General features: G+C 41.4%; 24 protein-coding genes. 4 read left to right on the forward strand and 20 right to left on the reverse strand.

Features of this window, described 5'->3' with window-relative positions; all coding sequences use genetic code 11:
- Nucleotides 1–206: 206 nt before the first annotated feature.
- Nucleotides 207–1,085 carry a YitT family protein gene (locus tag V1502_RS14700; RefSeq protein WP_409251384.1) on the reverse strand — a complete coding sequence of 293 codons (879 nt, stop codon included), beginning with the start codon at nt 1,083–1,085 and terminating at the stop codon, nt 207–209.
- A 97-nt stretch (nt 1,086–1,182) separates the two neighbouring features.
- Here V1502_RS14700 and V1502_RS14705 point away from each other — a divergent pair, with 97 nt between their 5' ends.
- Entirely contained in the window at nt 1,183–1,437 is a 255-nt protein-coding gene (locus tag V1502_RS14705) for a DUF2624 domain-containing protein (protein WP_409251385.1), read from the forward strand.
- A 44-nt stretch (nt 1,438–1,481) separates the two neighbouring features.
- On the opposite strand, the gene V1502_RS14710 is transcribed toward V1502_RS14705, so the two are convergent.
- Together V1502_RS14710 and V1502_RS14715 are read right to left on the reverse strand one after the other, a co-directional pair.
- Nucleotides 1,482–2,375: a deoxyribonuclease IV gene (locus V1502_RS14710; RefSeq protein WP_409251386.1), complete on the reverse strand. Its 894-nt coding sequence runs from the start codon at nt 2,373–2,375 to the stop codon at nt 1,482–1,484.
- Between the two features lie 35 nt (nt 2,376–2,410).
- Nucleotides 2,411–3,715: a DEAD/DEAH box helicase gene (locus V1502_RS14715; protein WP_409251387.1), complete on the reverse strand. Its 1,305-nt coding sequence runs from the start codon at nt 3,713–3,715 to the stop codon at nt 2,411–2,413.
- A gap of 372 nt (nt 3,716–4,087) precedes the next feature.
- Between V1502_RS14715 and vrrA the strand changes: the two genes are divergently transcribed.
- On the forward strand, nt 4,088–4,729 hold the full coding sequence (vrrA, locus tag V1502_RS14720) for a VrrA/YqfQ family protein (protein WP_409251388.1): 642 nt from the start codon (nt 4,088–4,090) through the stop codon (nt 4,727–4,729).
- A gap of 561 nt (nt 4,730–5,290) precedes the next feature.
- Nucleotides 5,291–6,247, forward strand: coding sequence for a 4-hydroxy-3-methylbut-2-enyl diphosphate reductase (locus V1502_RS14725; protein WP_409251389.1), 957 nt, complete (start codon nt 5,291–5,293; stop codon nt 6,245–6,247).
- A gap of 36 nt (nt 6,248–6,283) precedes the next feature.
- Here V1502_RS14725 and V1502_RS14730 read toward each other — a convergent pair whose 3' ends face one another.
- The 10 genes from V1502_RS14730 to V1502_RS14775 form a co-directional block, all read right to left on the reverse strand.
- Nucleotides 6,284–7,402: a Nif3-like dinuclear metal center hexameric protein gene (locus V1502_RS14730; RefSeq protein WP_409251390.1), complete on the reverse strand. Its 1,119-nt coding sequence runs from the start codon at nt 7,400–7,402 to the stop codon at nt 6,284–6,286.
- Complete coding sequence (locus tag V1502_RS14735) at nt 7,389–8,102, reverse strand: tRNA (adenine(22)-N(1))-methyltransferase (protein WP_409251391.1); 714 nt, start codon at nt 8,100–8,102, stop codon at nt 7,389–7,391. Before V1502_RS14735 ends, V1502_RS14730 begins: the two co-directional genes overlap by 14 nt.
- A 134-nt stretch (nt 8,103–8,236) precedes the next feature.
- Nucleotides 8,237–8,620, reverse strand: coding sequence for a cytochrome c550 (gene cccA / locus V1502_RS14740; RefSeq protein WP_409251392.1), 384 nt, complete (start codon nt 8,618–8,620; stop codon nt 8,237–8,239).
- Nucleotides 8,621–9,004: 384 nt separating this feature from the next.
- Nucleotides 9,005–10,147 (reverse strand): acyl-CoA dehydrogenase family protein, encoded by a 1,143-nt coding sequence (locus V1502_RS14745; RefSeq protein ID WP_409251393.1) that lies wholly within the window; start codon nt 10,145–10,147, stop codon nt 9,005–9,007.
- A gap of 161 nt (nt 10,148–10,308) precedes the next feature.
- Nucleotides 10,309–10,851 carry a hypothetical protein gene (locus V1502_RS14750; RefSeq protein ID WP_409251394.1) on the reverse strand — a complete coding sequence of 181 codons (543 nt, stop codon included), beginning with the start codon at nt 10,849–10,851 and terminating at the stop codon, nt 10,309–10,311.
- Between the two features lie 109 nt (nt 10,852–10,960).
- Entirely contained in the window at nt 10,961–12,091 is a 1,131-nt protein-coding gene (gene rpoD, locus V1502_RS14755) for an RNA polymerase sigma factor RpoD (protein WP_409251395.1), read from the reverse strand.
- Nucleotides 12,092–12,131: 40 nt separating this feature from the next.
- Complete coding sequence (gene dnaG / locus V1502_RS14760; protein WP_409251396.1) at nt 12,132–13,937, reverse strand: DNA primase; 1,806 nt, start codon at nt 13,935–13,937, stop codon at nt 12,132–12,134.
- Between the two features lie 50 nt (nt 13,938–13,987).
- Nucleotides 13,988–14,425: a YaiI/YqxD family protein gene (locus tag V1502_RS14765; RefSeq protein ID WP_409251397.1), complete on the reverse strand. Its 438-nt coding sequence runs from the start codon at nt 14,423–14,425 to the stop codon at nt 13,988–13,990.
- A 684-nt stretch (nt 14,426–15,109) separates the two neighbouring features.
- Nucleotides 15,110–15,916 carry a pyruvate, water dikinase regulatory protein gene (locus tag V1502_RS14770; RefSeq protein ID WP_409251398.1) on the reverse strand — a complete coding sequence of 269 codons (807 nt, stop codon included), beginning with the start codon at nt 15,914–15,916 and terminating at the stop codon, nt 15,110–15,112.
- Nucleotides 15,917–15,943: 27 nt separating this feature from the next.
- Complete coding sequence (locus V1502_RS14775; protein ID WP_409251399.1) at nt 15,944–16,570, reverse strand: helix-turn-helix transcriptional regulator; 627 nt, start codon at nt 16,568–16,570, stop codon at nt 15,944–15,946.
- 497 nt (nt 16,571–17,067) lie between these two features.
- On the opposite strand from V1502_RS14775, the gene V1502_RS14780 reads away from it, so the two are divergent.
- Entirely contained in the window at nt 17,068–18,441 is a 1,374-nt protein-coding gene (locus tag V1502_RS14780; protein ID WP_409251400.1) for a glycine--tRNA ligase, read from the forward strand.
- 968 nt (nt 18,442–19,409) lie between these two features.
- Here the strand turns inward: V1502_RS14780 and recO are convergent.
- The 7 genes from recO to V1502_RS14815 form a co-directional block, all read right to left on the reverse strand.
- A complete protein-coding gene (gene recO / locus V1502_RS14785) occupies nt 19,410–20,162 on the reverse strand; it encodes a DNA repair protein RecO (protein WP_409251401.1) in 753 nt (250 codons plus the stop codon).
- A 123-nt stretch (nt 20,163–20,285) separates the two neighbouring features.
- Complete coding sequence (locus V1502_RS14790) at nt 20,286–20,429, reverse strand: YqzL family protein (protein WP_409251402.1); 144 nt, start codon at nt 20,427–20,429, stop codon at nt 20,286–20,288.
- 115 nt (nt 20,430–20,544) lie between these two features.
- Entirely contained in the window at nt 20,545–21,459 is a 915-nt protein-coding gene (gene era / locus V1502_RS14795) for a GTPase Era (RefSeq protein WP_409251403.1), read from the reverse strand.
- Complete coding sequence (locus V1502_RS14800; protein WP_409251404.1) at nt 21,452–21,850, reverse strand: cytidine deaminase; 399 nt, start codon at nt 21,848–21,850, stop codon at nt 21,452–21,454. The genes era and V1502_RS14800 overlap by 8 nt, the downstream gene beginning before the upstream one ends.
- A gap of 337 nt (nt 21,851–22,187) precedes the next feature.
- Nucleotides 22,188–22,580 carry a diacylglycerol kinase family protein gene (locus tag V1502_RS14805; RefSeq protein WP_409251405.1) on the reverse strand — a complete coding sequence of 131 codons (393 nt, stop codon included), beginning with the start codon at nt 22,578–22,580 and terminating at the stop codon, nt 22,188–22,190.
- The gene (ybeY, locus tag V1502_RS14810; RefSeq protein WP_409251406.1) at nt 22,558–23,028 is read right to left on the reverse strand and encodes an rRNA maturation RNase YbeY; all 471 of its coding nucleotides are present in this window, start codon (nt 23,026–23,028) and stop codon (nt 22,558–22,560) included. The genes V1502_RS14805 and ybeY overlap by 23 nt, the downstream gene beginning before the upstream one ends.
- The gene (locus V1502_RS14815) at nt 23,018–25,207 is read right to left on the reverse strand and encodes an HD family phosphohydrolase (protein ID WP_409251407.1); all 2,190 of its coding nucleotides are present in this window, start codon (nt 25,205–25,207) and stop codon (nt 23,018–23,020) included. The genes ybeY and V1502_RS14815 overlap by 11 nt, the downstream gene beginning before the upstream one ends.
- Nucleotides 25,208–25,354: the final 147 nt, after the last annotated feature.

Here is a 25,354-nt window from a genome sequence, read left to right on the forward strand (position 1 = left end):
CGCAACTCCTATCTTTTGCTTGTTTCTAGTCAACTCAAGTGTAAAAGATATAGGAGCTTGCGTGTATTTTTTTGCCTTAAAAGACCCACCCCAACAAATATAATAGAGCCTAAAAAAAGAGAACGAAACCATATGAGATTTCATCCTCCAATTGTTAAGCATTTCAGCTTTTTCTAGAACTGTGGTGCAGCTCTCATGCAATTCTTTTAATGTATCGCTGACTTAAATCTTGCCCCTTTTGTTTCCTGTGTACTCATGATGGTAATGAATGCATTCGGGTCTACATCGCCAACAATCCCTTTAAGCTTCATCACTTCAAGTCTAGTGACAACGACATATATCACTTCCTTGTCATTATCAGTATAGCCGCCCCGTCCTTTCAGCATCGTGGTCCCTCTTCCCAGCCTGTCAAGTATGGCTTGGGAAACCTCGCTGTAATAATCGGAGACGATGATGACGGCTTTCGTTTCATCCATCCCTTGTATGACCGTATCAATCGTTTTAAAAGCTATATAATAGGTCATAATCGAATACATCGCCTCTTCAATTCCGAACACAAAAGCAGCCCAGCCGAATATAAAGATGTTAATGAACATGACAAATTCACCAACTGAGAACGGAAGCCTTTTCGTCAGCAGAATCCCGAGGATTTCTGTTCCATCCAGTGAACCTCCATGCCTTATGACAAGGCCAACCCCCACTCCAAGTGTCAGACCGCCAAAGACAGTGGCCAGTATTTCTTCTGTCACAAAAGGCTCAACATTATGCAGGAGGCTCTCAATAACAGCAAGTGCAACCACACCAAACAAGGAAGAAATCACAAACGTTTTACCAATCTGCTTGTAGCCGGAGTACATGAATGGCAGATTCAGGACCACGAGTAAGGTGGCAAAATTGATAAATGGAATCTCAGAAAATAAATAATCCAAAATCAATGAAATTCCAATAACCCCTCCATCAATGATGTTATTCGGAATTAAAAACAACTCAATTGAAATCGCGGCCAATCCTGCACCTGCAATGATAAAGAAAAACCGGTAAATCAAATGAAAGACACTCTCTTTTTTATGTATGCGGTGTGCCATCTTTCTCTCCTTTCCCGTTTAATACATAAACGTTTCAAACTTTATCGTCACATTCAACTCGTCTCATACATATGTATCCTATGAGGAGTGATGGTCGATGAAGCTATTGCAAAATGTGGTAAATCATAAAATCAATAACATTACAAGTGATGATTTGTTAGGTTATGGAAAGCAGTTCGGAGTAAAAATAAACCCGGAACAAGCCAAAAAGATCGCTGCTTACTTAAGAGGGAAAAATATAAATATTTTTAATGCTGCAGAACGAAGCAAGGTCATTAAAGAAATAGCTAAAATTGCAGGGCCTTCCACTGCTAAAGAAGTCAATAAGATATTCATTAAATTTGTCAACTGAAAATCAGCGGGGCTTCTCTAAAGAGAGAAGCCCACACTGTCTTATTATGATTCCTGGATTTTGGACAATACTTCTTCGTCCCATACTTTGTTTCTCAGCATTTCAATTTCAAACTTATATGGGGCTTTCCTGTTCTTTTTATCCTCACCGACAAATGGTGTCTCAAGTATCTTAGGTACATCTGCCAGCTGAGGATGATGGACGATTTTGGATAAAGCATCAAAGCCGATATGGCCGAATCCAATGTTTTCATGCCTGTCCTTTGCAGCTCCGCGTACATTTTTGCTGTCATTGATGTGAAGAACTTTTAATCTGTCAATGCCTACAATGCGGTCGAACTCGTCCAGGACTCCGTCAAAATCATTCACAATATCATACCCGGCATCATGTGTGTGGCAGGTATCAAAACAAACCGACAGCTTATCGTTATGTTCTACGCCTTCCATGATCATGGCGAGTTCTTCAAAAGATCTTCCACATTCCGACCCTTTACCAGCCATTGTTTCCAGGGCTATCTGAACTTCCTGGTCCTTGACCAATACTTCATTTAACCCTTCAATGATCTTTTTAATACCCGCTTCTGCCCCTGCCCCTACGTGGGCACCAGGATGCAGGACAATTTGTTTTGCACCGAGAGCCGCCGTTCTCTCAATTTCTGACTGAAGAAAATTGACACCCAATTCAAAAGTAGCTGGATTTGTTGTATTGCCAATATTGATGATATAAGGTGCATGGACCACAATTTCATCAATACCATTTTCCTTCATATGAAGAAGACCTTTCTCGATGTTCAGATCTTCAATCTTCTTTCTTCTCGTATTCTGAGGAGCCCCGGTATAAATCATAAAGGTATTTGCTCCGTAGGCAACTGCTTCTTCACTCGAACCAAGCAGCATCTTCTTTCCGCTCATCGAAACATGAGAACCTAACTTCACCATTCACTTCCAACTCCCTTGCATATTACTCGTTTCAATCAAGAATTATTTCTTCTTTTTACTCGTCTTTCACGTTTCTTGATTTGATCCATTTTGTATTTCATTTTTTTCTTATAGCCTGGCTTGACCTTTTTCGGTTTGCGGACAAGAGATTTGGCCTTTTGGTCAATTTCATCCCCTGTTTTCTGGCGGTTTTTACGTTTATTCCGATCAGAAAGCTCTTTCCACTCTCCACGGATCAAGTCCTGATTCTCGAATGTAATGCCCATCTTTTCCAACTGGTTCAGAGCATCCTCATCAGAAGGCTCATAAATCGTTACAGCTATGCCTGAATAGCCTGCTCTAGCCGTTCTCCCTGTTCTATGGATGTAGAAATCGAGTTCGGCTGGAATCTCGTAATTGATAACATGGCTGACTCCTTCGATATCAATCCCTCTTGCGGCCAGGTCGGTAGCAACAATATACTGATACTCCAATGCACGGATTTGTTTCATCATTTTCTTTCTTTCACGCGGAGAAAGGTCTCCATGGATCCTTCCAACTTTCAATCCTTTGCTTAGAAGATAATCGGCCACTTCGTCTGCTTTCACCTTTGTATTCGTAAAGACAATCGCTAAATATGGATTAAGGGAAGATAAGACATCATAAAGAAGATCATCTTTGTTTCTGCTTTTCCTCGGCAGTAAGATATGTTTGATGTTCTTGGCTGAAATATGTTCTGGTTCTACATGGGCATACTGAGGATTCTCCATGTATTTTTTCAAGAAAGGTTTTAATTTTTCAGGAATAGTAGCAGAAAAAACAAGTATTTGAAGTTTCTCCGGCATTTTACCTGCTATTTGATCGACATCGTAGATGAATCCCATATCAAGCATCAGATCCGCTTCGTCCACGACCAGCATGCCGGCTTTATGGACGTGCAATGCTCCTTCTTTTACAAGATCATTGATTCTACCTGGTGTGCCCACCACGATCTGAGGCTGCGTTTTAAGCTTATCAATCATACGCTGTTTATCCGTACCGCCAATGTAACAGCGGGATGTGATTTCATCTTCATTGGTGATTTTCAATATCTCCTGGTAGATTTGCTGAGCAAGTTCCCTTGTCGGAGCTGTGATGACAGCCTGCACCTCTTGAGAACTTCTATCGATCTTGTCCAGGATTGGCAGCAGGTAAGAATGGGTTTTCCCCGTTCCCGTCTGTGACTGGCCAATGGCACTTTCTCCCCTGTTGATTAAAGGGATCATTTTCTTCTGTATCTCAGTAGGCTCATAAAAGCCCAGCCGTTCAATGGCTTCATTGATAAATGGCTGAAAATCATATTGTTCAAATTGATTTCCCATTTTATCACTCCTTAAAAGCATTATTTATTTGAAGAGATTATCTTTGATTTCCCGCTTTGTTATTCACACAGTTTCTCGTAAGCTTTCCGCTTTGATGAATAAGGGTCAAACAAAAAAATAAAACAAACGAAGGCAAAACAGCCTTCCATATATAACAATACCGTTTTTTCCCGTAAATTCAAAATAAAGCTGCATAATTTTACAAATCAATTCTTCTCAGACAAAATTTCATCTCTTCATTATAATAAACAATTTTTAAAAGTTCTAGCATATTGACAAATTTATTAATTTCCGCTTTTGACTTAGACGTTTTCACCCAATTTGCATATTGTATTAAGAGACCTTATGTGCGAATTAGAAAGGAGGCCTATTATGCCGCCAAGACAGCAAATGCCTTTTAACCCACACTCTTTTGGACAGCAACCTTTTCACCCGATGAGGGGAATGAGAGGTCCTGGCCCTTCAGGCTTTGGAATGATGAGACCCAGGGGGATGCAGGGAAACTTTTCAGGAGGCCCCGGCCGGAAATCCGGTGGGCTATTAGCAAAAATCCTCAACAAGGGTGGCTCTTCACAAGGTGCTGCAAGTCAATTCAATCCGCTTCAAGGTGCTGCAGGCTTTCAGCGAAGTACACCAGCCAGTGGAGGTTCTCTCTTAAAGAATATCCTGAACCCCGGTTCTCTCAATGGTTTTCTAAATAATACCCAGCAGGTTTTAAAAACAGCCCAGCAGGTAGGACCCATGATTCAACAAGTCCAGCAATATGGACCACTTGTGAGAAACCTCCCTGCGATGTGGAAGCTTTATAGAGGACTGAGCGCCGCCGAAACTGAGGAAGAGGAAACCCAAGATGAATCTAATGATGAGATTCAGGAAAAAGAAAGTGTTGAAGCCTATACTGATTCCCAACTTACAGATAAAAGACCAAAGAATAAACAGAAGAAGGCTCGTGTTTCAAAAGGGACAAATAAAGCGAAGACACAAGGCGGATCACAGCCCAAATTATATGTCTAACTAACTGCTCTCCATTGAGGGCGGTTTTTATTTGTCCGGATTTTCTATATCTTCCCTATATATTGGGTTTCGCTTGTGCCTGGGGTGCGGTGCGCGGGGTGTCATTTGCCTTTTATTCTTACTATGAAGACATGCGCTCACGGCGCGCAGGGTGTCATTTACCTTTTATTCTTACTATGAAAACATGCGCTCACGGCGCGCAGGGTGTCATTTCCCTTTTCCTCTTACTATGAAGACATGCGCTCGCCTCGCGCGGGGTGTCATTTGCCTTTTATTCTTACAATGAAGACATGCGCTCACCTCGCGCGGGGTGTCATTTGCCTTTTATTCTTACAATGAAGACATGCGCTCACCTCGCGCGGCGTATCAGCTTTCGTTTTCTCTTTCAATGAGGCCATTCTCCTCTATATTCTCCTTACTTTCGTTAAAATAATAAGATCATCAATGAGTCATCTCAAAGCTGTACAGAAAAGATTCTTTGTCATCGGTGCAAATCTACTTTATAATGAACCTGTAGGTTTAAGTAAACATCCGACTATATCCACAGGAGGATTTCAAAATATGAATGTAAAAAAAATCACGCCGAGAGGCTACTGCTACGGTGTCGTGGACGCAATGGTCATTGCCCGCAACGCCGCGCTTGATAAATCACTTCCAAGGCCGATATATATCCTTGGTATGATCGTCCATAATAAACATGTTACCGATGCATTCGAAGAAGAGGGCATCATAACGCTGGACGGAAAAAACCGTAAAGAAATCTTAGATCAGGTGAATGAAGGGACGGTTATTTTCACAGCGCATGGGGTTTCCCCGGAAGTGAAAAAACTCGCCAAAGAAAAAGGCCTTGTCACTTTGGATGCCACCTGCCCTGATGTAACGAGGACCCATGAGCTTATAAGAGAAAAAGAAGCTGAAGGCTTTGACGTCATTTATATCGGCAAGAAAGGTCATCCTGAGCCTGAAGGTGCTGTCGGAGTAGCTCCGGAAATTGTTCACCTTGTAGAAACAATGGAAGATGTAAAAAAGCTCGATATCCAAAATAAGAAAATCATAGTAACGAACCAAACGACAATGAGTCAGTGGGATGTTGCTGATGTGATGGATATTGTAAAAGAGAAATATCCTTATGTAGAAGTACACAAAGAAATTTGCCTGGCAACACAGGTAAGACAAGAAGCAGTGGCTGAACAAGCAGGCGAAGCAGATGTCTTGATTGTAGTCGGGGATCCCAAAAGCAATAACTCCAACCGCCTGGCCCAAGTGTCAGAAGAGGTTGCCGGAACAAAAGCTTACCGCATTGCCGATATCAGCGAGCTGGAGGTTGACTGGATCAAGGATGCAGAGTTGGTTGCTGTCACGGCAGGAGCTTCCACACCAACACCGATTGTCAAGGAAGTCATGAATTTCATCGGCCAGTTTGATCCTGAAAATGAAGAGACATGGACACGAGAAAAGAAAGTGCCGTTGAGCAAGATTCTTCCTAAAGTCAAAAAACCTAAGTCCACTGTAGAATAATGAAAAAGGCATTCATGATGAATGCCTTTTTCATTTCTATAAAAATGTAAATGGATCTGTGTTCACCTTCGACACAAGATATTCCACAGCCATCCCCTTTTCTCTGCTCTTTTCAGTCATCCACCGGGCGACGCCCTCCTTCATGACTTTTTCGATATGATGACCGGCATCCAAAACATTAAGCCCAAGCATCATTGCATCATGAGCAGTGTGATAATATAAGTCTCCTGTTACAAAGACATCTGCACCGCTGAATTTTGCATGGTGGATGAATTTATTCCCATCGCCGCCCAGGACTGCAACTTTTTGGATCGAGTCTGTTAAATTGCCGGTTACCCGGACATTGTCAACTTGAAGCTTCTCCTTGGTATACGCAGCAAACTTTTCGAGTGACATTGGGGAATCAAGTTTACCAACTCTTCCAAGCCCTAAGCTCTCTCCCTCATTTTCCAAGGGAATGACATCATAGGCCACCTCTTCATAAGGATGACTTGTGAACAGAGCTTTCATCACTTTCTTCTCTAAATGAGAAGGGTAAATAGATTCAATTTTAACCTCATTGACTTCTTCTAATATTCCTTGTTCCCCTATATGGGGATTGGTACCCTCACCAGGAAGGAACCTTCCAGTCCCCTCCATTGAGAATGAACAATGACTGTAATTCCCTATATGTCCGGCTCCCGCATCTCCCAAAGCCTTTCTGACTTTTGCAGCATCTTCTTCCGGGACAAAGACGGCAATCTTCTTTAACTTTTCCTTGTACGTTGGCAATAAAAGTTTCGTTTCTTTTAGTCCAAGTGCTTCTGCCAACAAGTCATTCACTCCGCCTTTGGCAACATCCAGGTTGGTATGCGCTGCATATACAGAGATATCATTTTTAATGAGCTTTTCTATCATTCTGCCTTGAACCGTATCGGTCCTGACTGCCTTCAACGAGCGAAAAAGAGGGGGATGGTGAGCGATAATCAAATTCACACCTTTTTCAATAGCTTCATCCACAACCTCTTCTAGAACATCAAGGGTGACCATCACTTTATCTACCTTTTGATTCAGGCGACCAATCTGAAGTCCTATTTTATCTCCTTCTTCTGCAAGCTCTTTCGGAGCCAAAGTCTCAAATAGAGATATGATTTCATGACCATTAACGCTTTTCATCCAATACCTCCTCAACTATGTCAATTTTCTTTTTAACCTCAGCTTTTCTTTCCCTTAATTCCGGAGAGTCTTCGGCTTTTTTCATTTTCTCCAAGATGTTCTTCCACTGTTTTAATTCCTGTTCCCATTTAATCTTAAACACAGAGCTTTTTTCTTTTATAAGAAAAGGACCGAGCAGAAGTTCACTTTCCAGCTGCTCATATGGAGCTCCCGGATTACCTTTTTCAGCAACCAGCACCTCATAAATTTTGTTGTCTTCCTCTAATATTCTTTCAGCCTTTAATTCCCATCCATTTTCAAGCAGCCATTTTCTAATGGAGATGGCCGCTACGTTTGGCTGCAGAATCAGTCTGCTGACTCCTTCCAGCTTATCCTTGCCTGTCTCCAAGATGCTGGCAATAAGGGCACCGCCCATGCCGGCAATCGTAATCACATCTGTTTCGTTTGGGGATAGGACCTCAAGACCGTTTCCTTTCCGAACAGAGATAACATCCTCCAGCTGTGTATATTTTACCTGTTTGACAGCCGATTGATATGGTCCCTCCGCCACTTCACCCGCTATGCCCGAAACAGCAATCCCTTTGTCTACTGCATAGCAGGGCAGATAGGCATGATCTGAGCCGATATCAGCGATTCTGGAGCCCTCAGGAATAAACGATACAACGGTTTCTAGTCTTTTCGATAATTTTTCAGCATTCATATTTTCACCTTTTTATATGTATTTAGTATTATTTCATCCATTATGAATCAGCGCATAAGGTTTACGTTTCTCATTCTAACCAAGTTTCATAACAAAAAAAAGTTCTTTGCAACGTTGCAAAGAACTTTTTAAGATTATAATGACATTAACCATTCAACCATAGCATCCTGATTTTCAGCTGGAACTAGGTTTCCTGGCATAATGCCTTTACCATTCTGAAGGATAGTCTTAATCTCCTCAGCTGATAAGCGATCGCCTACTCCTGTAAGTGCAGGACCAGCTCCGCCTTCATAGTTACCGCCGTGACAAGAAATACATGCCTGCTGATAATGTGCCTCAGGATCAAACTCTCCGCCTTCAGCAGTTCCGCCGCCCTCAGCTTCACCTTCAGCTCCTTGCTCACCATGCTCTTCTGCCATCTCTTCAGAGTTATTCAACCCTTCCAAAGACATAAAGAAAACAAGGCCGATTCCAAAAACCATAATTAAAATGAATGGAATGATCGGATTGCGATTCATAGATTAACCTCCCTTATGTAACGATTGATAATGCAGAATCTGTTTATTATAAACAATATATATTTTACTTTAAAAAGGGCGAAAGTAAAAGTCTTAACCCCAATTTTTCGACGTTTGTCGCAAAATAGACAAAAACGAATAAAAGAAATTCCAATCATCGGGGTAATAACCCTACGGTCCCGGCCAGAGGTAAAGGAAACACTATCAAATGAAATTGATTGTCGTAAGCACCTTGGAACACTAATGCCAGCAGATACTATGGTTAATCAGCTCTCGATTAAATTATGGGCAAACTGCGGTGCAGATAACGAAATCAGCTTCGCAAAAAATCTGGCTGCATAATATAAAAAACCCGGAATCAGATTCCAGGCTTTAAATGTTTTATTAACAGCCGATTAAACGGGAAATGACCATTCTCTGTACTTCAGAGGTACCTTCCCCGATTTCAAGCAACTTTGCGTCACGCATATAGCGCTCCACTTCGTACTCTTTCATATAGCCGTAGCCTCCGTGGATCTGGATGGCTTCATCGGCAATTTCCATTGCTACTTCCGAGGCATAAAGCTTACACATGGAAGCTTCTTTCGCAAACGGCCTGCCCTGATCCTTAAGCCATGCCGCTTTGAAAATCATGTTTCTTGCCAATTCAATTTTCATAGCCATATCCGCTAATTTAAATTGGGTGACCTGGAACTGCGATAAAGGTCTGCCGAATTGTTTTCTTTCTTTGGAATATTGAAGGGCTCTTTCGAATGCAGCTTCAGCAATTCCCAGGGCCATTGCCCCAATCCCGATGCGGCCCCCATCCAGAGTGGCGAGGAATTGCTTGAATCCTTCACCCTTTTTACCTAAAAGGTTTTCTTCGGGAACTCTTACGTTTTCCAATACAAGCTCTGTTGTATTGGAAGCATTCAAGCCCATTTTTTCGTAGTTATCAACGACTGTAAAGCCTTCAGCATCCGTCGGAACGATAATGGCGCTGATTTCTTTGCTGCCATCTTCCCCCCGGTTCGTAATGGCTGTCAGTGCAAGATGTTTTGCATAACTTGCGTTGGTAATAAAACTCTTATTGCCGTTGATTACATATTCATTTCCTTCTTTGACAGCGGTCGTTTGGGTTCCCCCTGCATCAGAACCGGCATTAGGTTCGGTAAGGCCGAACGCGCCAAAAGACTCACCTGTACATATAGGTGTCAGGTATTTTTGTTTCTGTTCTTCCGTCCCAAACATATTTATAGGGGCGCCGCCCAAGGAAATGTGGGCAGAATAGGTGATGCCTGTCGAGGCACACGCTTTGCTCAATTCCTCTGTTACAATGGCAAAACTCACCGTATCGCCGCCAGCACCGCCATACTCTTCAGGAAAAGGCAGACCCATCATCCCGAGATCAGCTAACTTCTTAAATGCTTCCTTTGGAAATTGCTTTGTCCGATCCCTTTCCAGCGCTCCCGGAGCTACTTCCTCCCTGGCAAAATCCCGAATAGTTTTTTGAATCATTTTCTGTTCTGAAGTCAAATCAAAATTCATGTCCATCCCCCTTATTATGCAAACGTCTTTGACATATACAGACCAAAGTGCAACGTACATCCAAAAAAATGTTCAGAAGCAAAATGTACGCGCTTACACTTTTATTATAAAAGGATAGATGTAATTTTCTCAACTTTTAAAAACTTTTAAAAATTACGATATTATATTACAATAGAGACAAATAAGATTAGGACACCAACCGCACCTGCAAGGGATAAATACATCATTTTGAAATAACGGCCTGCAAATAACCAAAGTAAACAATTGCAGAACAGTACTACATAGGTGGTCGGCTTATTGCCCTGAAAGTATGCATCTGAAAGGTTAACAGAGAGAATCAGAATAACAATGGCCGTAGTGATATAGATGACTGGCAAGATGATCTCTTTATTAGAATAATAAATTCCCGCAAAAATTAACAAGACGACAAAACCCGTCAAAATCGCTGTTTGCAAAACAAATGACAATTCAGTAAAATAAATGACAAATAATGAAAACGGAATCAACGCTAATAAAAGTATTGATGGTATAAGAGCAGCAGTTGGCAGGCGCTTTGAGTTCATACTGTCCACAGCCTCTCTGTCTTCACCCTGATTATAGAGTGCAAGCAGATAATCGCAGTACTGTTCAGGCAGCATCTTATTTTGTTTCCAGAAAAGTATTTCGTTAATGATTATGTTTGTTTTTTGTGATTTAGCATCCATAGTTCCACATCCCGTATTGTATTTTTCGCCGCCGGTACACCGGAACCCTTTTTTAAAACAAAAATAGTTTACTTTCCTGGAGGAAAGTAAACTATTTGAAAAATTCATTCTATTCCAAGAAGTCTTTCAAGCGCTTGCTTCTGCTAGGGTGACGCAGTTTTCTCAATGCTTTTGCTTCGATTTGACGAATACGTTCTCTTGTTACACCGAATACTTTTCCGACTTCTTCAAGAGTTCTTGTTCGACCGTCATCAAGGCCAAAACGCAGTCTCAGGACGTTTTCTTCTCGATCCGTTAAGGTATCAAGTACATCCTCCAGCTGTTCTTTAAGCAGTTCATATGCAGCATGTTCAGAAGGAGATTGAGCTTCTGCATCTTCAATGAAGTCACCAAGATGAGAGTCATCCTCTTCACCGATCGGTGTTTCCAGGGAAACAGGTTCTTGCGCAATCTTGAGAATCTCCCGGACTTTTTCAGGTGTCAGATCCATTTCTTCAGCAATTTCTTCAGGTGAAGGTTCACGGCCTAAGTCCTGCAGAAGCTGACGCTGTACCCTGATTAATTTATTGATGGTCTCAACCATATGAACTGGAATACGAATCGTTCTTGCCTGGTCAGCAATGGCACGGGTAATCGCTTGTCGGATCCACCAAGTGGCATACGTACTGAATTTAAAGCCTTTACGGTAATCGAACTTTTCAACCGCTTTAATCAGACCCATGTTACCTTCCTGGATCAAATCAAGGAACAGCATTCCGCGTCCTACATATCTCTTGGCAATACTTACGACAAGACGAAGGTTGGCTTCAGCAAGACGACGCTTCGCTTCCTCGTCACCCTCTTCAATCCGGTTAGCCAGGGAGATTTCCTCTTGCGCAGACAAAAGATCTACTCTTCCGATTTCCTTTAAGTACATGCGCACAGGGTCATTGATTTTAACTCCAGGAGGAACACTCAGGTCGTTCAGGTCGAACTCCTCGTCATCCGCTTTATTTAACTGCTGGATGTTCGGGTCGTCATCTTCTTCATTTTCGTTGATGATTTCAACCCCTTGCTCACCAAGTTGTTCATAAAACTCATCCATAGTATCCGATTCTAATTCAAAATTAGCTAATTTTTCTGCGATATCTTCATATGTTAATACGCCTCGTTTTTTCCCGAGCTCCATTAACTGTTCTTTCACCTGATCTACTGTAACTTCTGACTCTACCTCTTTGGAACGTGCTGACTTTTCAGCCATTTGTTCCCCTCCTTCCAACTTCCTTGCAATTGATTCTGCTTTATAACGATTTTCTAAGCTGCACGATTTCCATTGCGATCAAGGCAGCCTTGTTATAATCCTTTTGTCGTTCCGCTTCTTTTTGAGCGATTTGTTTTTCTTTTATTGTCAACATCTTTTGATGTTTTAACACCTGATTTACATAATCAATTAATTCCTGTTCACTGCATTCCTCTGAAATAGACATCATACCTATTTCAGAAACGATCCTTCTGAGCCTGCTGTCGGGCAGGAATTGAATGAATCCACTGGAATCAGCCTCATTCCCCTCTTCATAAAAGCCAAATAAATAGGTTATGATTGCTTGGTGCTCATCAAGGTTGAATGAGTTGCCGCCCAATAAATCCTGCACTTTAAAGCAAATATCAGGATTCTTCATCATATGGGCAATCAGTCTTCTTTCAGCCGTGTGGTAGGCCGGAAACAGTTTATTTTCAGCTTTTGGCTGAATAGGTTGAACATACTCCTGCTTCCTTTGTTCCCTTTTATCAGATTTCTTATTAGAGAAATAGACCTGCTTCTGCTGCTGTTGAAGCGCCTGCAGTGACAATGAAAACTCATCCGCAAGCTGGCGCAGATAATAATCACGTTCAATGTGATTCTGAAGTGAACTTATCTCTCTTAATACTTCTTCTATATACTGAAGCCTATCTCCTTCATCATTCAAATTTTTTCCTTGACGGAAGTAAATTAGTTTGAATGCCATGAAGGTTAAACTAGCCCCTATTACATCATTTTGAAACTTTTCGGCGCTATACTTTTTGATGTAGTCATCAGGGTCAAGTTTTTCAGGAATCATTGCGATGCGTAAATTAAATTGATCTTCACTGAGCATTTTGGCAGCCCGGAAAGCTGCTTCCATCCCGGCTTTGTCACCGTCATAACAGACGATGATTGAATCTGTCACCCTTTTGAGCATTTGGATGTGCTTAGGAGTCAATGAAGTTCCCATTGATGCTATCCCGTTTTCCACACCTGCACTGTCAGCAGATATGACATCGGCAAAGCCTTCAAACAAAATGGCTTGGCTTTTCCTTCTGATAACCGGCCGGGCATTATGAAAATTATAAAGAACTGAGCTCTTGTTAAAAATAATTGTTTCAGGACTATTGAGGTACTTAGGCTGTTCTTCTCCCATAGCTCTCCCTGAGAAAGCAATCGTTTTCCCTCGGTGGTCATGGATCGGAAACATAATCCTGCCCCTGAACCGATCAAAGTATTGATCTTCTCCTTCTCGCTTCACGAGCAGTCCTGCTTGTTCCATTAGCTGGGAAGCAAACCCCCGCTTTGTTAAAAAATTCACGGTGAATTCCCAGCTGGGAAGGCTCCAGCCTATTTGGAATTTATCAATGCTTTCACGTGTAAAGCCTCTTTCAAGCAGGTACTCCAGAGCATCCTGACCCTCTTTTGTATTTACGAGCAAATGATGATAGAATTTACTTAAAAGCTCATGTGCTTCTATCATTTTTTCTTCATCTCTGCTGGCTTGTGTCTCTACCGGACTTACATCAACCGACAGCTCCTGGCCGGTTTTCTCGGCGAGCTTTACGACAGCTTCCTGAAAGGAAATACCATCTATATCCATAAGGAAGGTATAGGCATTCCCTCCAGCACCGCACCCAAAACAGTGAAAAATCTGTTTATCAGGTGAGACAGAAAAAGAGGGTGTGCTCTCTCCATGGAATGGGCACAGGCCAAAATAGTTTCTCCCCTGTTTCTTCAACTGTACGTAATCGCTTATGACATCCACTATATCAATTGACTGACGAATCTCATTGACTTTTTCTTCAGGAATTCTCCCCGTCACAAATACATCACCTGATTACTATTTACTTTAAATAATGCATTCAATAAATCCTATGGATTTCCTGCAAAATTCGACAATATTTTTTTAAATGTAGAAACAAACCTCTCTCGATCCTCTGATGTGTATGGTTTCGGACCCTTTCCATATTTTCCTTTCCGCCTTTCTTTTGCGGACAGATACCGGAAATCCAAAGCCGTCGAGATGGTTTCTTCTCTAAACTCTTTTCCCCTCGGAGAAATCGCATAAACGCCTTTCGGCAATACGACGCTCGCCAGCCCAATATCCTGGGTGACGACCAAATCCCCTTTTTTAATATGATTCATGATATAAAGATCCGCTGCCTCTTTGGAAGAATCCACATATACCCACTCACCTTCATCAGGACTGTTTTTTCTGTGGGCATTGGATGCGATGAAAATGACTTTTAATCCGTACACCTTAGAAATGTCTGTAATTTCTTCCTTTACAGGACAAGCATCGGCATCCACATAGACGACAGCATCCTTCGTACTCTTATTACCTATTCTACATCACCTCAAAATATCCTTCTTCATATGACAACTTTCACACCGATCATGATAAAGATAACATTTTGTCGATTTTTTTCTTCGTCATTGACTTGACATAACCCAATAATTAGTTTATTCGTTTATACATCAGTCTAAACCTATTTTTAAATATATTTTTATCACAATTTTTTATTATAGTATATCTTCTTCTGTTTGACCACTAAAAACCCCGTTTACAATATATTTTTTCTTAAGCGTCAGTATTACCAAAACTTTTTTCAGTTTCCCGGAAACATTCTTCTCTTCCACTTGCAATGTAGTCTTTGTTGCTTATAGTTTAAACATCTAATGTCCAGGGGTGTGACACCGTGAGGGGCCGGCACACCCCTGGACACACCAAAACCTTTTGAAACAGTCTGTTTTTTAGTTGGCGGCTGTTTTTCGACTCGGTGTCCATCACGAGAAATAATGCAGCTCCCCATAAGATTTTTCCCTTGGACACAAGGGCTTTTTTCTCTGAACAAGGTGAATTAGCTCTTTTCTTCCTTGTTTTATCAGGCTATTTCTGGTTAATTATGTAGATATTTTTTAAAGTTTGTATTAATAGCAACAAAGTTTACGAAAAGAGCCTAAGAAAAAGGATGACATTCTAAGATGCCATCCTTAATTCGATCTATGAATTTCATGCATGATGATATTGGCTGTTTCCTCGACCGCTTTATTTGTAACATCCACAACACGACAGCCGATTTTATCAACAATTTTCTCAAAGTACTCTATTTCCTTTTGAATCCTATCCAAGTTTGCATAGCTTGCCTTATCGTTCAAGCCAAGGGATTTCAACCTCTCCCTTCGGATACTGTTCAATTTCTCAGGGGCAGCCTTTAATCCAAAACACTTCGATGCCGGAACTTTAAAGAGTTCTTCCGGTGGATCGACTTCCGGTACAAGCGGTACATTTGCTACCTTAAGCCTTTTTAATGCTAAATATTGAGATAGCGGTGTTTTGGATGTCCGTGAAACACCAATCAGAACAATATCCGCTCTTAGCAGCCCGCGTGGATCTCTTCCGTCATCATACTTTACTGCAAACTCGATCGCTTCCACCTTCTTGAAGTAGTCGGCGTCAAGCTTATGGACTACACCCGGTTCATTTAGAGGCACCTTGTCATATTTCTCCTGATAGGTATCCATGATCGGGCCCATAATATCAAAAGCATACAGCTGTTCCTTTTCTGCCTGTTCTTTCAGGTACTTTCTCATATCAGGTTTCACCAGTGTATAAACGATTAATCCATTATTCAATTTCGCCAATGAAAGAACTTCATCAAGATGGGAAAAATCTTCTACATACGGGAAACGCTTGATGACAGTATTAGAACCGTCAAATTGGCTGATTGCTGCTTTTGTTACAAGCTCAGCCGTCTCTCCTACCGAATCGGATACAACATAAATGTATGGTTCTTTCATATCTTCACCACCCAGTCAAAGTTACTGTTAAAAATCTTCCGCCAAAGCAACGAATGCTTTCGTAACATTCGTTTTTGTAATCCTGCCGACTACTTCCAGATCACCGTTTTCTTTCACATTCACAACGGGGACGGCATCGATCTGCTTTTCAATCAAACTCTTTGCTACATCAATCAGTAAGTCATCTTTTTCACAAGTTGTGATATTAGGCATCCTTGTCATTATGATGTTCACCGGAATGGATGAAAGCTCTTGTTTTCCAATGCTAGCCCGGAGCAGGTCCTTTCTGGAAAGAACACCTACGAGATGGGTATTTTCATCTATAACAAACAAGGTCCCTACATCTTCTAGGAACATCGTAACTATTGCATCATATACTGAAACATTCTCATTCACCACTACAGGAATCGATTGATAATTCCTCACTAATATTTTCTTAAGGTTTTCTGTCAGAAGCTGTGTACCGGTTTTCCCTGAGTAAAAGTAACCTACACGCGGCCGTGCGTCCAAATAGCCTGCCATAGTCAATATAGCCAAATCCGGCCTCAATGTGGCCCGGGTCAGGTTCAGCCTTTCAGCAATCTGCTCTCCGGTTATCGGTCCATTATCTTTTACAATTTGCAGAATATGCTCCTGCCGATTATTTAGTTCCATCTTGCTCACCACCTAACGGACAATGTATAAAATAAGTGTTATACTTTATACTAAATATTATATACTATTAAGAGAAAAAGAAAAGAAAGACTTTTCGTGAAAGGATATTTTATCATAAAACAGCCGGATGAGCCTTCTTTTCATTAGGTTAGCTTTTTCAACTGAAGACTGCAATCATTTTGTATTATCCTTATGATGTTGTATATTCTTATAGAAAGTGATAAAATTATTCCATCTTTCCAAGAGTGTACATTCTTGGAATATCACAAATTATATTGAAATATGCGTTGACGGAACTATAAGTACTTGTACAGTAGCGAACCGGGGATGGTGAAAGCCCGGTGAACAAGGAAACGGCATTCCCGAGCATTTTAAAACGAAAGTGGATATACCAGCGTATATCAACTAGGGTGGAACCGCGGGCAAAGCTCGTCCCTAGGCATTTAGCCTAAGGATGAGCTTTTTTTATTTTTTAAAAATCAAAGGAGTTGTTTTCAATGTCAATGGAAGAAATCGTAAACTTAGCGAAACACAGGGGATTTGTGTTCCCGGGCTCTGAAATATATGGCGGCCTTGCGAATACATGGGATTACGGTCCTCTTGGTGTCGAACTGAAAAACAATATTAAAAAAGCATGGTGGAAAAAATTCATCCAGGAATCACCTTATAATGTAGGACTGGATGCATCCATCCTTATGAACCCTCAGACTTGGGTGGCTTCAGGTCACGTAGGAAACTTCAATGACCCTATGATTGACTGTAAGAATTGTAAGACCCGTCATCGCGCAGATAAAATCATTGAAAACGCACTTGAGGAAAAAGGCGTTGAAATGGTAGTTGACGGCCTGCCATTTGAAAGAATGGCAGAGATCATGGATGAATATGAAATCGCGTGCCCATCTTGCGGCAGCCGTGACTTCACAGAGATCCGCCAGTTCAACTTGATGTTTAAAACGCACCAGGGCGTTACAGAATCTTCCACTAATGAAATCTTCCTTCGCCCGGAAACTGCACAAGGAATATTCGTTAATTTCAAAAATGTGCAACGTTCCATGCGTAAGAAAGTTCCTTTTGGAATCGGACAAATCGGAAAAAGCTTCCGTAATGAAATTACTCCAGGTAACTTTACTTTCCGTACCCGTGAATTTGAACAAATGGAGCTTGAGTTCTTCTGTAAACCTGGCGAAGATCTTGAATGGCATTCCTACTGGAGGGAATTTTGTAAGAACTGGTTGTTATCATTGGGCATGAAAGAAGATAACATGCGTCTTCGTGACCATGATGATGATGAGTTGTCTCATTACAGTAATGCCACAACAGACATCGAGTATAAGTTCCCGTTTGGCTGGGGTGAATTATGGGGCATCTCTGACCGCACAGACTTTGACCTCAAACGACACATGGAGCACTCTAATGAGGATTTCCATTACATGGACCCTCAAACAAACGAGAAATATGTCCCTTACTGTATTGAACCATCATTAGGAGCTGACCGTGTTACTCTCGCTTACTTATGCGATGCTTATGAGGAAGAAGAGCTAGAAAACGAAACAAGAAACGTTTTACGTTTCCACCCTGCACTTGCTCCTTATAAAGCAGCAGTTCTTCCTCTTTCTAAGAAGCTTTCTGCCGAAGCATTTAAAGTGTATGAGGAATTATCGAAAGACCTTATGGTGGATTTCGATGAAACAGCTTCAATCGGAAAACGATACAGACGTCAGGATGAGATTGGTACACCATTCTGTATCACTTTTGATTTTGATTCAGTTGAAGACGGCCAGGTAACTGTACGCGACCGTGACACTATGGATCAGGTCCGCATGCCAATCAGTGAAGTCAAAGGATTCCTTCAGGAGAAAATCAACTTCTAATACAGATAAAGCTTGCAGGTCAGTTCCCATTGGGACTATGACCTGCAAGCTTTTTTATTATTAATAGAGTTTATGGGCCGTTGCTAGTTCAAAACCCATGCAATGCTGGTGCGCTTAGGATATTATCGGGTATTGTGTTTCCGAAACCCGTGATATTTTGGGCCATTTAGGGAGTAATTGGGCCATTTAGATTTGGAAATCTTTGAGATGTTGGCCCATTTAGAGATTTATTGGGCCAACATAATTCAGAAATCCACGGGGTGTTGACTCATTTAGAGACTTATTGGGCCAACATGATTCAAAAACCCATGGGATGTTGGCCCATTCAGAGGTTTATTGGCCCAGCATAATTCAGAAATCCAAGGGATGTTGGCCCATTTAGAGACTTATTGGCCCAGCATAATTCAGAAATCCAAGGGATGTTGGCCCATTTAGAGACTTATTGGACCAGCATGATTCAATAATCCAAGGGATGTTGGCCCATTTAGAGACTTATTGGGCCAGTATGATTTAAAAACCGATGGGATGTTGGCCCATTCAGAGGTTTATTGGGCCATCCAGATTCAGAAATCCAAAGGATGTTGGCCCATTTAGAGACTTATTGGGCCAGTATGATTTAAAAACCGATGGGATGTTGGTCCATTTAGAGACTTATTGGCCCAGCATAATTCAGAAATCCAAGGGATGTTAGCCCATTTAGAGATTTATTGGGCCAACATAATTCAGAAATCCAAGGGATGTTGGCCCATTCAGAGGTTTATTGGGCCATCCAGATTCAGAAATCCAAAGGATGTTGGCCCATTTAGAGACTTATTGGGCATTATGAATCCTGAATCCTCAATCAAATGGATTACTACTTTAATCCGTTTACAAAACACCTCCAATACACCCCATATATACAAATATTGTAAGGGCTCAAAAAAACTCAATATAAAAAGCTGACAGTTTACACCAACTGTCAGCTTGTTTTACATCAGATCCTTCATTCTGTCTATTTGATCCAGAAATTTTCTGGATTTAAGATACAGACCAGAATATTCATCATAGTAAGTCCTGATAATTTTTTTAAGTTCTTCTTTTGTAGAATCTTTAACAGATATTTTCCCTAAGCGGTTCATATCAAAATGATAGAAAAGCCTCAGAAGTTTTATCGTTTGAGGGGAAACCTTATAATGATAGGGATCATTGCCAACACAGCGGTGGCAGATAATCCCGTTTTCCTTAAAGGAAAACGAAAACTCCCCCTCCGTTTCACCGCATACCGCACATCTATCCAAGGAAGGATGCAGGCCCAAAACAGGGAGCATTTTCATTTCAAAGATATGTGTAACAATATCCGGATCGTAGTCCTCATTAATGTAGGTCAGAGTTTGAAAAAGCATTTCAAACAAGAACGGATTTGGCTTACGCTCTTCCGTCCCTTTGTCTATAAGATCCACCACATAGGTCGAGTAGGCTGTCTTAAAAAGGTCTTCCCTGATATTACGCATGGAGGCTATAGTCTCCGCCTGCTGTAAGGTTCCAAGGCCGCTGCTTTTTTGAAATAAAAAATATCCGTATGTAAAAAGTTGGGAAACTGAGGATAAACGGCTGTTGGTTTTTTTTGCCCCTCTAGCCATTACCCCCAATTTCCCATTTTCCCTTGAATAAATTGTCACAATTTTATTGGATTCACCGTAGTTATTTGTCCTGATGACAATTCCTTCGCATTTTTGCAGCATACAGCCACCTCCCGAGGGATAGGATAGTTTCGGGTGATAGCCCATGTGTTCAAGCATAAATAATCTAATGTAGGTTTTACAAGGTGTTTTAAACGGCTCAATTATGAACCCTCACATAAGGGCTTAAGAGATTGGATGGTCTAACTCTGCTAGTTCTTCATCATATTCCAGGATTCCGTCGTCATCTGATGACTCAAGTTCTTTGAAAAGTAAATATGTGTCTATACTACCTGTTTGTGAAAATACCTTCCAGGTAAAGTCCAACATAAAAACCCCGCCTTTCATGTTTTAAACTAGCTGCTTGCCTTTGTGTTATTAGATTGACCTTTTAACCCAAAAACATGAGACGTAAATATTGTAAAACTAACAGTATTTCACATTTTTAATAATCATCGTTAAAACCAAAGTCTCGCAGGTTGGACAACTTATTCCGCCAGTCTTTCTGGACCTTCACCCAAAGTTCAAGATAGACTTTGGAACCAAGGAGATTCTCGATGTCGACTCTTGCACGCTTGCCGATTTCTTTCAGCATGCCTCCCTGCTTTCCGATAATGATTCCTTTCTGGGAATCCCTTTCGACGACTATGGTTGCCATTACATCAATAACATTCTTATCTCCCCGTGTGGAAATCTTATCAATGACAACTGCAAGGGAGTGAGGGATCTCTTCCCTTGTCAAATGAAGGGCTTTTTCACGGATCAACTCTGAAACGATAAACCTTTCAGGGTGGTCGGTGATCTGGTCAGCAGGATAATACTGAGGCCCTTCCGGCAACTCTTTTCGGATTTCTGACAGCAGATTTTCTACGTTGTTCCCTTCAAGCGCAGATATTGGCACCACCGCTGCAAAATCATATAGGGCATTGTATTGTTCAATAAGTGGCAGCACTTTATCCGGGTGAAGCTGATCGATTTTGTTAAGTACCAAAAACACTGGTGTCTTAACGCCCTTAAGCTTTTCAATGATGAATTCGTCCCCGCGTCCATATCCCTCTTCAGCATTGATCATGAAGAGGATAATGTCTACTTCGCGCAGCGTATTTTGGGCAATTTTCATCATGAAGTCCCCAAGTTTATACTTTGGCTTATGAATCCCTGGAGTATCAATGAAAATCATCTGAGAGTCATTCGTCGTATAAACCCCTTGTACTTTGTTCCGGGTAGTCTGGGGTTTATCACTCATGATGGCAATTTTTTGTCCTATTACCCGGTTTAAAAATGTTGATTTTCCTACGTTAGGTCTTCCGATGATGGATATAAATCCTGATTTGTACACTTGTTGATCGTTATTACTCATTTAAATCCTCCGGTGAAAATGCTCCTGGCAAAATTTCTGCAACTGTTAACTCTTGTATATCCCCTTTTAAATTACTTAAAACCACTTTCATATCAGGAGGACATAGTTCTGAAATTACTTGTCTGCAGGCACCGCAAGGAGGCACGGGACGTTCTGTGTCCGCCACGACTGCCATCTTTGTAAATTTCTTGTCACCTTCAGAATAGGCTTTAAACAGCGCTGTTCTTTCAGCACAATTACACATGCTGTAGGCAGCGTTTTCAATGTTGCATCCATGATAGACTTTCCCGTCTTCTGTGAGCAGCGCCGCGCCGACACCAAACTTGGAATAAGGAATATAAGCTCTATCTCTTGCTATTTTAGCTTCTGTGATTAATTGTTCATTGTTCATTATTAGATCTCCTTTTATTACCCACTTCCTATTTTACTACATCTTACGTAAAAAAAAATGGGCTGTTACCATATTGTTATAAAATAGTTAGATAATTCTCACAAATGGACAGCCAGTACCATGTGTGTGAAACCATTTTATCCAACTATCGCATAGAATTCAAATTTCCACCAAAGAAATGTGGTGCTTTTACAATATTTTTGTTGCTATAAATGCTTTCGCTCTGCTTCTGGTCATTCAGCCTTTGTAAAAAAATGCTTCACCTATATTGAAGTCCCTGACTAACAAAAACAAAAAAGATTGAAGGAGCGGCCTCCTGCAATCTTTTCGAACGTACTTATGTTAATATCCCTAATATTTTCGGAACGAAGATAATCAAGCCTGTGACAACGGCTCCCACCGCATAGCATAATACTGCTCCGGCCGCTATATCTTTTGCCTGACCCGCTAAAGGGTGATAATCTTCAGTAATCAGGTCCACCGCCCTTTCAATAGCCGTGTTTATCATTTCAAGGGCAAACATCCCCGCAATCAGTAGAACGACGACCACCCACTCCATCTTGGAAATCGAAAAGATAAAGCCCGCCGCTACTGCTGCAATAGAAGCGTAAAAGTGAACCAGAAAATTAAATTCTTTAGAAAATACAAGCTTAATGCCATTTATAGCGAACTTGAAGGACCGAAGAAATTTCTTCCCTGTGGAGAGATTATCTTTGTAATCCATATCCATCAAGAATTTCCTTTTGTCTGCCAAACATCCTCTCTTCATCTTCTTCATTCATATGATCATAACCGAGAAGATGAAGGAATCCATGCAGTGCAAGGAATCCGAGTTCCCGTGAATAAGAATGGCCGTACTCCTCCGCCTGCTCTTTCGCTTTATCCACAGAGATGATAATATCCCCTAAAATACGTGGAATCCCGTCTCCAACAACCTTAGTCTCATCTTCTCCCAGCTCCTCCAAGGCAAAAGAAATGACGTCTGTCGGTTGATCCTTATCACGGTATTCTTTGTTGATTTCCTGAATTCGTTCATTGGTGACAAATGAAACGGTCAATTCGCTTGCCGGTTCTATATTTTCCTCACCAGCTGCATAATCCAGCAGACTCTGCACCAGTTCCCTGTCAGACTCAGAAAGTTTATTCGTTTCATCCAGAAAGTCGATTTCAAGATTCATGTGCAAGCTCCTTCTTATTGGTTTCCGGGTATTCAATCCGGGAATGAAATATTCCGTTGAGTGTTTCACAGAGCGTTTTCTTTACTATATCCAATTCCTTGAGTGTTATATCACATTCATTGAACTGTCCGTCCTGAAGTCTGTCTTTGACAATATTGTCCACAAGTTTCTTGATCTCCTCTGTAGTAGGGCTTTTCATGGACCTGACAGCCGCTTCAACACTATCTGCAATACCAATGACCGCCGCCTCTTTCGTCTGCGGCTTCGGCCCCGGGTATCTATAGGCATCCTCATCTATTTCTTCATTTTCTTTTGAAGCTTTATGGTAAAAATATTTAAGGAGCGTCGTTCCATGATGCTGCTCCGCAATATCAATAAACTCCTTTGGAAGCTTATATTTCCTCAGCATTTCAGCTCCGTCAGCTGCATGGTTAATAATAATGTCCCTGCTCTGTTCAGGAGGTAGATGATCATGAGGGTTGCCGGCGTTCATCTGATTCTCGATAAAATAGCGAGGACGGACTGTTTTTCCAACATCATGGTAATAGCAGCCTACTCTTGCAAGCAAGCCATTAGCACCAATGGATTCGCATGCGGTTTCTGCCAGATTTGCCACCATCACACTATGATGGTAAGTGCCCGGGGCTTCTGTCAGCAGCTTCTTTAGGAGCGGATGATTAGGATTGGAGAGTTCAACCAGCCTCATCGCTGACAAGATGCCGAACCCCGCTTCAAAGAATGGAAGGAATCCAATTGTTAAGACTGCAGATCCTATACCGGATACAAATCCATACACAACGAAATATGTATACTCCAGATTTGTATAAGTGACACCTCGCAGGAAGAGAAGAAACAAGATGATCAGTACATTCACCAATGAGACAAATAATCCTGCCTGCAAGATATTGGCCCTGTTCTTGCGGCTTGACAGGAATAGTACTCCCGCCAGTCCGCTGAACATGATATAAATCGCCATCTCGATATCAATGGCACCTGTTATCTCATAATGAAACACGATACTGCCGCATGCTGCAAGGATCATGACCATCAACATTGCGATTCTTTCATTAAGCATTATTCTGATCAGCATACCTGCCAGAGCCGCCGGAAACAGGAACCCTACCCTGTCCAGGTCAAGTTCCTTCATTAAAGCCGTGATTTTCATCAAAATGAGACTGATGACAAATATAAGACTGAGGAGAATCAAGCGGTTCTGCTTTCTTTCTTCAGGAAGTTCCCAATTATGAAAGTGATAGTATATTGCCCCGATTGCGAGGACCACAAAGATTCCAAGACCAATAAAAGGTTTTTTCGGGGTTTCGGTTGCAAGCAATCCCAATAATTCCAGTTGCCTGTAATCTTCGTGTGTAATCATCTGCCCCTGCTGTACAATGACTTCTCCTTCAATAATCTCTTCAAACTTCACTTCCTTCATTGCTTCCTGCTTCTTCTGCTCGGTTAATTCCTTATCGAATATTTCAGTTGGGGTTATCGCAAACCTGCTTAAGGATATCGCCGCTTCAATCATGGGCGCCGGCAGGTTGAGCGCCCTTAACCTTGAATCCAATCTCTCATTGACAGAATAAAGGTCTTCTTCATATATCTTATCACTCATGGTAGTTTCTATCTGAGTAACAACTACCGTGTTGACCCTGTTCAGTTCATCATCGCTTAAACTAAGCAGTGTTTTAAAAACATTGTCCGGGATGCTTTGGGTGATACTGTCTCTGACATTCCCATTCTTGGTCAGCTGCGCTTTCAATTCGGCAAGCTTTTCATCAATACTACTCTCTTTAACAGGTTCCTCAGCCTCAGAATCACCTGTCTCTCCTTCTGTCGAAGGCGTCTTGTCTTTCCCGGTTTCTTTTATTACCTCAAAAAGGGAATTTATGAGAGAGACCCTGTTTTCCACCACTTCGGGCTGTCGCGTATACTGGTTGGGAACTTCTTCAGCAGCTTCTTCCCTTTTCTTCTCCGTCAAAAGCTCATCCTTCATATATTTAGGCGCACGGATGGTGACATCTGCTGTTTCAAATACATTAACATCATATTTTTCCGGCTTGACGTTGCCATAAAGAACTCCGTAAAGCAGTAAACCCAATAAAACAAATATCAAAAGCGTAAAAACTTTATAGCTCAAAATTGAACGGATTTTATTGATATAAGGCTGGAACTTCATCAGAATCCTCCCGGCTGGTTTGTAAATATGAATAGAGGGTGAATTTTCTATTAATTATGTAAAATGATAACAGTTTTTGCTGGCGAATGCACCCACTATTTTAAGCTTTGCAGGTAATTTCCACTAGCCGGGCGTATAAAAAAACAC

The sequence above is a fragment of the Rossellomorea sedimentorum genome, from assembly GCF_046237645.1.
GTDB lineage: Bacteria > Bacillota > Bacilli > Bacillales > Bacillaceae_B > Rossellomorea > Rossellomorea sedimentorum.

Bases quoted from the DNA above. Each gene is read 5' to 3' on its own strand.
- V1502_RS14700 (WP_409251384.1), bottom strand. From the start codon at position 1,085: ATGGCACACCGCATACATAAAAAAGAGAGTGTCTTTCATTTGATTTAC.
- V1502_RS14705 (WP_409251385.1), top strand. From the start codon at position 1,183: ATGAAGCTATTGCAAAATGTGGTAAATCATAAAATCAATAACATTACA.
- V1502_RS14710 (WP_409251386.1), bottom strand. From the start codon at position 2,375: ATGGTGAAGTTAGGTTCTCATGTTTCGATGAGCGGAAAGAAGATGCTG.
- V1502_RS14715 (WP_409251387.1), bottom strand. From the start codon at position 3,715: ATGGGAAATCAATTTGAACAATATGATTTTCAGCCATTTATCAATGAA.
- vrrA (WP_409251388.1), top strand. From the start codon at position 4,088: ATGCCGCCAAGACAGCAAATGCCTTTTAACCCACACTCTTTTGGACAG.
- V1502_RS14725 (WP_409251389.1), top strand. From the start codon at position 5,291: ATGAATGTAAAAAAAATCACGCCGAGAGGCTACTGCTACGGTGTCGTG.
- V1502_RS14730 (WP_409251390.1), bottom strand. From the start codon at position 7,402: ATGAAAAGCGTTAATGGTCATGAAATCATATCTCTATTTGAGACTTTG.
- V1502_RS14735 (WP_409251391.1), bottom strand. From the start codon at position 8,102: ATGAATGCTGAAAAATTATCGAAAAGACTAGAAACCGTTGTATCGTTT.
- cccA (WP_409251392.1), bottom strand. From the start codon at position 8,620: ATGAATCGCAATCCGATCATTCCATTCATTTTAATTATGGTTTTTGGA.
- V1502_RS14745 (WP_409251393.1), bottom strand. From the start codon at position 10,147: ATGAATTTTGATTTGACTTCAGAACAGAAAATGATTCAAAAAACTATT.
- V1502_RS14750 (WP_409251394.1), bottom strand. From the start codon at position 10,851: ATGGATGCTAAATCACAAAAAACAAACATAATCATTAACGAAATACTT.
- rpoD (WP_409251395.1), bottom strand. From the start codon at position 12,091: ATGGCTGAAAAGTCAGCACGTTCCAAAGAGGTAGAGTCAGAAGTTACA.
- V1502_RS14770 (WP_409251398.1), bottom strand. From the start codon at position 15,916: ATGAAAGAACCATACATTTATGTTGTATCCGATTCGGTAGGAGAGACG.
- V1502_RS14775 (WP_409251399.1), bottom strand. From the start codon at position 16,570: ATGGAACTAAATAATCGGCAGGAGCATATTCTGCAAATTGTAAAAGAT.
- V1502_RS14780 (WP_409251400.1), top strand. From the start codon at position 17,068: ATGTCAATGGAAGAAATCGTAAACTTAGCGAAACACAGGGGATTTGTG.
- recO (WP_409251401.1), bottom strand. From the start codon at position 20,162: ATGCTGCAAAAATGCGAAGGAATTGTCATCAGGACAAATAACTACGGT.
- V1502_RS14790 (WP_409251402.1), bottom strand. From the start codon at position 20,429: ATGTTGGACTTTACCTGGAAGGTATTTTCACAAACAGGTAGTATAGAC.
- era (WP_409251403.1), bottom strand. From the start codon at position 21,459: ATGAGTAATAACGATCAACAAGTGTACAAATCAGGATTTATATCCATC.
- V1502_RS14800 (WP_409251404.1), bottom strand. From the start codon at position 21,850: ATGAACAATGAACAATTAATCACAGAAGCTAAAATAGCAAGAGATAGA.
- V1502_RS14805 (WP_409251405.1), bottom strand. From the start codon at position 22,580: ATGGATATGGATTACAAAGATAATCTCTCCACAGGGAAGAAATTTCTT.
- ybeY (WP_409251406.1), bottom strand. From the start codon at position 23,028: ATGAATCTTGAAATCGACTTTCTGGATGAAACGAATAAACTTTCTGAG.
- V1502_RS14815 (WP_409251407.1), bottom strand. From the start codon at position 25,207: ATGAAGTTCCAGCCTTATATCAATAAAATCCGTTCAATTTTGAGCTAT.